The organism is Mesorhizobium sp. M7A.F.Ca.US.014.04.1.1, from assembly GCF_003998745.1.
GTDB classification, from domain to species: domain Bacteria; phylum Pseudomonadota; class Alphaproteobacteria; order Rhizobiales; family Rhizobiaceae; genus Mesorhizobium; species Mesorhizobium ciceri.
In genome coordinates this window covers 1-7579 of sequence record NZ_RZRW01000281.1, presented here as the reverse complement: position 1 = coordinate 7579, position 7579 = coordinate 1, and the positions used below count along the sequence as shown (strand labels likewise).

General features: G+C 63.1%; 6 protein-coding genes and 1 pseudogene. 5 read left to right on the top strand and 2 right to left on the bottom strand.

What is annotated here, in order from left to right; genetic code table 11:
- Positions 1 to 884: molybdopterin molybdotransferase MoeA (locus EOA22_RS18965; protein ID WP_164755626.1), on the top strand; the 884-nt coding region annotated here is incomplete at its 5' end.
- Positions 885 to 932: 48 nt separating this feature from the next.
- Here EOA22_RS18965 and EOA22_RS18960 read toward each other — a convergent pair.
- On the bottom strand, positions 933 to 1763 hold the full coding sequence (locus EOA22_RS18960) for an alpha/beta hydrolase (protein ID WP_063167975.1): 831 nt from the start codon (positions 1761 to 1763) through the stop codon (positions 933 to 935).
- A 313-nt stretch (positions 1764 to 2076) separates the two neighbouring features.
- Between EOA22_RS18960 and EOA22_RS18955 the strand changes: the two genes are divergently transcribed.
- From EOA22_RS18955 to lexA, 4 genes are all read left to right on the top strand, one after another.
- Positions 2077 to 3702: an AMP-binding protein gene (locus tag EOA22_RS18955; RefSeq protein ID WP_063167974.1), complete on the top strand. Its 1626-nt coding sequence runs from the start codon at positions 2077 to 2079 to the stop codon at positions 3700 to 3702.
- Positions 3699 to 4535 (top strand): tryptophan 2,3-dioxygenase, encoded by an 837-nt coding sequence (gene kynA, locus EOA22_RS18950; RefSeq protein ID WP_013531744.1) that lies wholly within the window; start codon positions 3699 to 3701, stop codon positions 4533 to 4535. Before EOA22_RS18955 ends, kynA begins: the two co-directional genes overlap by 4 nt.
- Positions 4536 to 4613: 78 nt before the next feature.
- Positions 4614 to 5861, top strand: a complete 1248-nt coding sequence (kynU, locus tag EOA22_RS18945; RefSeq protein ID WP_024503342.1) for a kynureninase — start codon at positions 4614 to 4616, stop codon at positions 5859 to 5861.
- Between the two features lie 410 nt (positions 5862 to 6271).
- Complete coding sequence (lexA, locus tag EOA22_RS18940; protein WP_013531746.1) at positions 6272 to 7012, top strand: transcriptional repressor LexA; 741 nt, start codon at positions 6272 to 6274, stop codon at positions 7010 to 7012.
- Here lexA and EOA22_RS18935 read toward each other — a convergent pair.
- A pseudogene (locus tag EOA22_RS18935) lies at positions 7006 to 7579 on the bottom strand (competence protein); the annotation flags it as partial. The gene lexA and the pseudogene EOA22_RS18935 overlap by 7 nt on opposite strands.

Below are 7579 nucleotides of genomic sequence, written 5' to 3'. Positions count from 1 at the left end.
TCATCCAGGAGAATGTCCGCGACCTCGGCGGCGGCGAAATCGAAGTGACCGAGCCGACGGCGCAATGGCGCAATATCCGTCGCATCGGGCTCGATTTTTCAACAGGCGACATGCTGCTCGAAAGAGGCCGTTTGCTCGACCCGGCGGCACTGTCGCTGGCAGCATCGGCCAACCATCCCCAGGTCAAGGTGGTAAGACGACCGCTGGTCGCCATCATCGCCACCGGCGACGAATTGCTGCCGCCGGGCAGTAATCTCGGCCCGGACCAGATCATCTCGTCCAATGCCTATGGCGTCGCTGCCACCGCACACTCGGTCGGCGCCCGCGCGCTCGATCTCGGCATTGCCGCCGATCGCAAGGAGGCCATCGCCGAACTGGTGCAAAAAGCGGTGGCGGCCGGTGCGGATGTCATCGTGACGCTTGGTGGCGCCTCGGTCGGCGATCACGACCTGATCCACGACGTGCTGACCGGCGAAGGCATGACGCTCGGCTTCTGGAAGATTGCCATGCGCCCCGGCAAGCCGCTGATGTTCGGCCGCCTCGGCGATATCAGGTGCCTCGGCCTGCCCGGCAACCCGGTGGCAAGCCTGGTCTGCTCGCAACTGTTCCTGAAGCCGCTGCTGGCGCGGCTCGGTGGCCGCAACCATCGCCAGGACATTCGCCCAGCGCGACTGGGTACCGCAATGCCGGCCAATGATTTGCGCCAGGACTATGTCCGAGCCGTGGTCAGGGAAGATGACGGCGCGCTGGTGGCGACGCCGTTCGGCATTCAGGATTCCTCGATGCTGAGAATGCTGGCCGACGCCAACGGGCTGATCGTGCGGGCGCCGTTTGCCCCTGCAGCAGCCGCGGGCGAGGCTTGCAGCGTTTTGATGCTGCGCTGAGGAATTCCAGGCAAGCCGTTCATAACAGACGAGAAAGTGATCTCGGCTCTAGCTCGAGATCAAGCTCTGTGTCAGCGGATGCGCCGGATCGGCAAGGCCGTCGACAATGTCGTAGTGATGCCGGTCGGGCTCGACCACGGTGCTGGTGGTGGCGCCAAGGCCGGTCCAGATGTTGGCAAGCAACGCATTCTGGCGCAGGAACTCGGCGCGCTCACCGCCGCCGGCCCAGCAGGTGATGCGGGCGCCATCCATCGGGCGCAGCAGGGCTGGGCTTTCAGCCAGCGCCTCCTCTTCGTCGATTGCCAGGTCCTTGTTCATGCCGGTGCGCATGAGCGGACGCAAATCGTGTAGACCTGAAATCGAAACGACATGGCGTATGCGCCGCGCCACATCCGGCGCCAGAGGCGTGGTTGTCGTCACCATCCGGGTGGCGAGATGGCCGCCGGCCGAATGTCCGGTCAGCATCAGCGGTCCGTCAACCATTGCCGCTGCCTTGCCAATCGCCGCCCCGACCTCCCGGACGATGCCTGCGATGCGTATGTCCGGGCACAGCGTGTAGGAGGGCATCGCAACGGCGAAGCCGCTGCCGACCGCGCCATTGGCGAGATGCGACCACAAGCTCTTGTCGGTCTCCAGCCAGTAACCACCATGGATAATCACCACCAGTCCTTTGGGCGCGGCCTTGGGAAGGAAAAGATCGAGCCGATTGCGCGGCCTGTCGCCGTAGGCGATGTCGAGCCGTGCCCGGCTCTCTGCCGAGAGCGCATCGCGGAATGCTGCCGCTGGCTCGGACCAGGCGGCTGGCCAACGGTCGCTGCCGGCAATGTTCGCGCCGTTGGCATAGGCATCATCCCAATCGACGATGTGACGTTCGAACATCTGCGCCCTCCCCCAAAACGGCATCGCTGTTGCGCTAGCAATGGCCAGCGCCACGCCATGCGTCAATGCTCCAGGGCAAAAACATTTTAGGCTTGAAACAAATTTCGACTGGTGCGATCCTGCCCGCACGAACAGCCGACAATGGGAGGTCTGCTGTGCTGCCCTCACCTGCAGATGTTCACCCTTTCGGCGCGCATCTCCGAGCAGGCGTGATGGGCAGCACGAAGCCTCCTCAGAGCAGGACCTTAGGATCCACCACATCCAGCCAAGGCGCATTGCGCACTGGCCAGGCAGCAGACGGGAGAGCGGCGACATGCTTGGGCCTTCAGCGCATATCGACACGTTCACGCGCGATCACCTGCCGCCGCCGGAGCAATGGCCCGATATACTGCTCGACGGCTTCGACTATCCCGAACGCCTCAACGCCGGTGTCGAACTGACCGACCGGCTGGTCGAGAAGGGCCTCGGCGACCGCACAGCCCTGATCGGCAATGGCCGCCGCCGCACCTACAAGGAACTGTCCGACTGGACGAACAGGCTCGCCCACGCGCTGGTCGAGAATTATGGCGTCGAGCCCGGCAACCGGGTGCTGATCCGCTCGGCCAACAACCCCGCCATGGTCGCCTGCTGGCTGGCTGCCACCAAGGTCGGCGCCGTGGTCGTCAACACCATGCCTATGCTGCGCGCCGGCGAACTGGCCAAGATCGTCGACAAGGCGGAAATCACCGTCGCGCTCTGCGACACCAGGCTGATGGACGAGATGACCGCCTGCGCCAAGGACAGCACCTTCCTCAAACAGGTCATAGGCTTCGACGGCACCGCCAACCATGATGCCGAGCTCGATCGTGCCGCTCTCGACAAGCCGGTGACATTCACCGCCGTCAACACCGGCCGCGACGATGTCGCGCTGCTCGGCTTCACCTCGGGCACGACAGGCGTGCCGAAGGCGACGATGCATTTCCACCGCGACCTCCTGATCATCGCCGACGCCTATGCCCGCGAAATCCTGGAGGTGACGCCGGACGACATCTTCGTCGGCTCGCCGCCGCTGGCTTTCACTTTCGGCCTTGGCGGGCTCGCTATCTTTCCCCTGCGCTTCGGTGCGGCGGCGACGCTGCTGGAGCAGGCGACGCCACCCAACATGATCCACATCATCGAGACCTACAAAGCCACGATCTCCTTCACCGCGCCGACTGCCTACCGCGCCATGCTGAAGGCCATGGATGAAGGTGCCGATTTGTCTTCGCTGCGGGTTGCCGTTTCAGCCGGCGAAACCTTGCCCGCTCCGGTTTTCGAAGAGTGGACGCAAAAGACCGGCAAGCCGATCCTCGACGGCATCGGCGCCACCGAAATGCTGCACATCTTCATCTCCAACCGCTTTGGCGACATGAAGCCCGCGTCGACCGGCAAGCCGGTCGGCGGCTACGAGGCGCGCATCGTCGACGACGAGATGCGCGAAGTACCGCGCGGCGCGACCGGCAGGCTGGCGGTGCGCGGCCCGACCGGCTGCCGCTACATGGCCGATATCAGGCAGAAGGACTACGTGCGCGACGGCTGGAACATCACCGGCGACACCTTCACGCAGGACGAGGACGGCTTCTTCCATTTCGCCGCGCGCTCCGACGATATGATCGTCAGCGCCGGCTACAACATTGCCGGCCCCGAGGTCGAGGCCGCACTTCTGTCACATCCCGACGTCGCCGAATGCGCGGTGATCGGCGCCGAGGACGCCGAGCGCGGCCAGATCGTCGAGGCGCATGTCGTGCTGGTGCAGGGCGTGGCGCCTGACGCATTGACGACCAAGCGCCTGCAGGACCATGTCAAGGCGACGATCGCGCCCTACAAATACCCGCGATCGGTGAAATTCATTGCTGCTTTGCCCAAGACCCAGACCGGCAAGATCCAGCGCTTCCGGCTGCGCACGGAGAAAGTCAATTGAGCGAGCCCTACGATCCGGCGTCCGAAGGCGCACAGATGTCGTTCAACGAGCGCATGTCGTACAGCGACTATCTGCACCTGGAGAAAGTGCTGGAGGCGCAGACACCGCTCTCGTCGGCGCATGACGAGATGCTGTTCATCATCCAGCACCAGACCTCGGAACTGTGGATGAAGCTCGCTTTGCACGAGATTGGCGCCGCGATCCGCTCGATCCGCGCCGACCGGCTTGAGCCGAGCTTCAAGATGCTGTCGCGAGTCGCGCGCATCTTCGAGCAGCTGAACAATGCCTGGGATGTGCTGCGGACGATGACGCCCAGCGAATACACCGAGTTTCGCGACGCGCTCGGCCAGTCCTCGGGTTTCCAGTCCTGGCAGTATCGCGCCATCGAGTTCATGGCCGGCAACCGCAACCTGGCCATGCTCGGCCCTCACAAGCATCGGCCTGACCTCAGCGGAAAGCTGGAAGCCATTCTGGCCGAGCCGTCGCTCTATGACGAAGCGCTGCTGCTTTTGGCGCGCAACGGATTCGACATCGGTGCCGATGCCAGGCGCACGGACTGGCGTGAGACGCGAACCGAGAATGAAGAGGTCCTGGTCGCCTGGCAGACTATCTACCGCGATCCGCAGCGCTACTGGATGTTCTACGAACTGGCCGAGAAGCTGGTCGACTTCGAGGATTATTTCCGCCGCTGGCGCTTCAACCACGTCACCACGGTGGAGCGCATCATCGGTCTGAAGCGCGGCACCGGCGGCACGTCGGGCGCTTCGTATCTGAAGAAAATGCTCGAGGTCGTGCTGTTTCCGGAGCTGTGGACGGTCCGCACCCGGCTCTGACATCATCGAAATGAGAACAGGCTCACCGAAGGGACGCTCTGTGGCGGAAACCCCTTCGCGAACAACCGGGGACTGACCATGAGTGGAATTCCTGATCTCGCCGCAGTCGAAGCGATGGATGCCACGGATCCGCTGCGGGCCATGCGCGACCGTTTCATTCTGCCGGAGGGGGTGATCTATCTCGACGGCAATTCACTGGGGGCAGCATCTCATGCCGTTTTCGGCGAGCTGCAGCAGGCGGCGACGCAGGAATGGGCCCGAGATCTTATCCGAGCCTGGAACACGGCCGGATGGTTCGAGATGCCGATCGAACTCGGCGACCAACTCGGACGCCTGATAGGAGCCGCGGCCGGCCAGACCGTTGTCTGCGACACGACATCGACCAACATCTACAAGGTGCTGCACGCAGCGATGGAGATGCGGCCCGGCCGGTCAGCCATCGTCGCCGAAGGTGACAGTTTTCCCACCGACCTGTACATCGCCGAAGGCGTGGCCTCGACCCGGGATGGCGTCCTGCTGCGCCTCGCGGGCGTCGACGCGCCGACCATCGAAGATCTGATCGACGAAAACGTCGCGGTGGTGCTGGTCAACCACGTCAATTACAAATCGGGTGAACTGCGCGACATGGCGGCGCTGACGCGCAGGGCTCATACGGCCGGAGCGCTGATCGTCTGGGATCTCTGCCACACCGCCGGCGCCCTGCCCGTCGAGCTCGATCAGGCAAATGCCGATTTCGCTGTCGGCTGCACGTACAAGTACCTCAACGGCGGTCCGGGCGCGCCGGCCTTCATCTATGCCGCGCAGCGCCACCACGGCGATATCAGCCAGCCGCTCAGCGGCTGGTGGGGCCATGCGCGGCCCTTTGCCTTCGAACGGGGTTATGTTGCCGGCACCGGCATCCGCCGTTTTCTGTGCGGTACGCAACCGGTCCTGTCGATGCGGGCGCTCAAAGGCGCGCTTGCCATCTGGAGCGACGTCGACATGGCGGCATTGCGAAAGAAGAGCGTCGCGCAGACAGAACTGTTCATCCAGCTCGTCGAAGCCAAGTGCGGCGCCTACGGTCTCACGCTGGAGACCACCCGCGACGCGACCAGGCGCGGCAGCCAGGTGTCGTTCCTTCACGACCACGGCTATCAAATCATGCGGGCGCTGATCGAGCGCGGGGTGATCGGTGACTTCCGCGCACCGTCGACCATCCGTTTCGGCTTCACGCCGCTCTATGTCAGCTACAAGGATGTGTGGCTGGCGGTTGAGGTTCTGGAAGACATTCTGCGCACGGGAGCATGGAAGGACCAGCGTTTCGCCGTCAAGGAAGCCGTTACCTGACGCACCGATCCCGGCGATCCGCCGTCGCTGCCCTCACTGCCTGGCAAATGACGGAGAGCTGAATTTCCAGCCAAAATGCCCAACTGACGTTGGCGTTTTGGCTCCGTTTCGTTCACGGCCAACGAACGTCCCGAAGGTTGCAATCGCCCCTTGTCGAGGTCGATCGACAGATAATGCCAAGCTTTGGTAGGGGATAAGCCACAGGTCATTAACCATAACAATTTCAATGTGAGCAGGCGCATTGCCGAAGGTGGCGCCCGTCGATCGTAACCCGCTGGCAAGCGCCAAATAATTTCAGCAGCCTTAACAAATTCATTAAACTTTAAACGGTTGCAGAACACAACTGGAACAGATAGTGTTTGTTCTGGGTTTGTTTTTCGATTCTGGTTTCAGGGAACCTGGGGGCCGCCATGCTGACACGCAAGCAACATGAACTGCTGATGTTCATCCATGAACGCCTGAAGGAGAGCGGCATTCCGCCATCCTTCGACGAGATGAAGGAGGCGCTCGACCTTGCCTCCAAATCCGGGATTCATCGGCTGATCACGGCCCTTGAGGAGCGCGGCTTTATCCGCCGGCTGCCCAATCGGGCCCGCGCGCTGGAAGTGCTGCGGCTGCCGGACTCCATCGCGCCAGGCCTCAATGCGGCAAAGAAGTTTTCGCCAAGCGTCATCCAGGGCAGTCTTGGTCAGGGTGGTGCTCTTGGCCGGCAGATCAAGCCGGCGCCTTCGCGGATGCCTTCGCCCGGCAATGACGACGATGCGGTCTCTGCCGTTTCGATCCCGGTCATGGGTCGCATCGCCGCCGGCGTGCCGATCGATGCCATCCAGCATCAGACGCATTCGATTTCGGTGCCGCCGGACATGATCATGGGCGGCGCGCACTATGCGCTGGAGGTCAAGGGCGATTCGATGATCGAGGCCGGCATCTTCGACGGCGACACCGTTATCATCCGTAACGCCGACACGGCCAGCCCCGGCGAGATCATCGTGGCGCTGGTCGATGAAGAGGAAGCGACGCTGAAGCGGTTCCGCCGCAAGGGCGCCTCGATTGCCCTCGAAGCCGCCAATCCAGCCTATGAGACACGGATTTTCGGGCCGGACAGGGTCAAGGTGCAAGGCAAGCTCGTCGGCCTGATCCGTCGCTACTGAGACGGCTGTGGGTTGACCACTGGCTTCTCGGGTTTCTTGAAGGGTGCCAGCCCCCTCGCCTCGCGAGAGTATCTGCGTTGCGTGTGCCAGGGCCGATATGGGCTGTCCACCGCGAAGCTGATCGTCGCCGGCGTGGTCGCCGATTGGCGATCGAAGAAGACCGCGGCACTGCCTTTGCGAGCCAGTTGCCGCTTGGTGATGACGAGAACCAGCGGGTTGTGACAGGCGTCATAGGCGGTGGCGTCGTTGACGACGATCAGTTCGGCGAAGCCGCAGGCTTTCCAGGTGTCCTTGCGGTCCTCGACATAGGCAATGATCGCACCGGACATGTGCCTGGCCACGCAAACGCCTGAGGAGCAATAGAACGGCGATCCCGGCGGTAGCTCAACGGCATCCGCGACGTCGAATTGCCCATCGCTGTTGTCGAACACTTCCGGAACGACGATGGTTTCCGATGTCAGCGCGCGTTTCCAGTTGTCGACGGTGAATTCGTTCGGCCGTTGCCGGCTGACGGCAAGCTCACCGCCACCGATCGGCAACGCCACCAGCCGGGCGTCTTCCGAGATC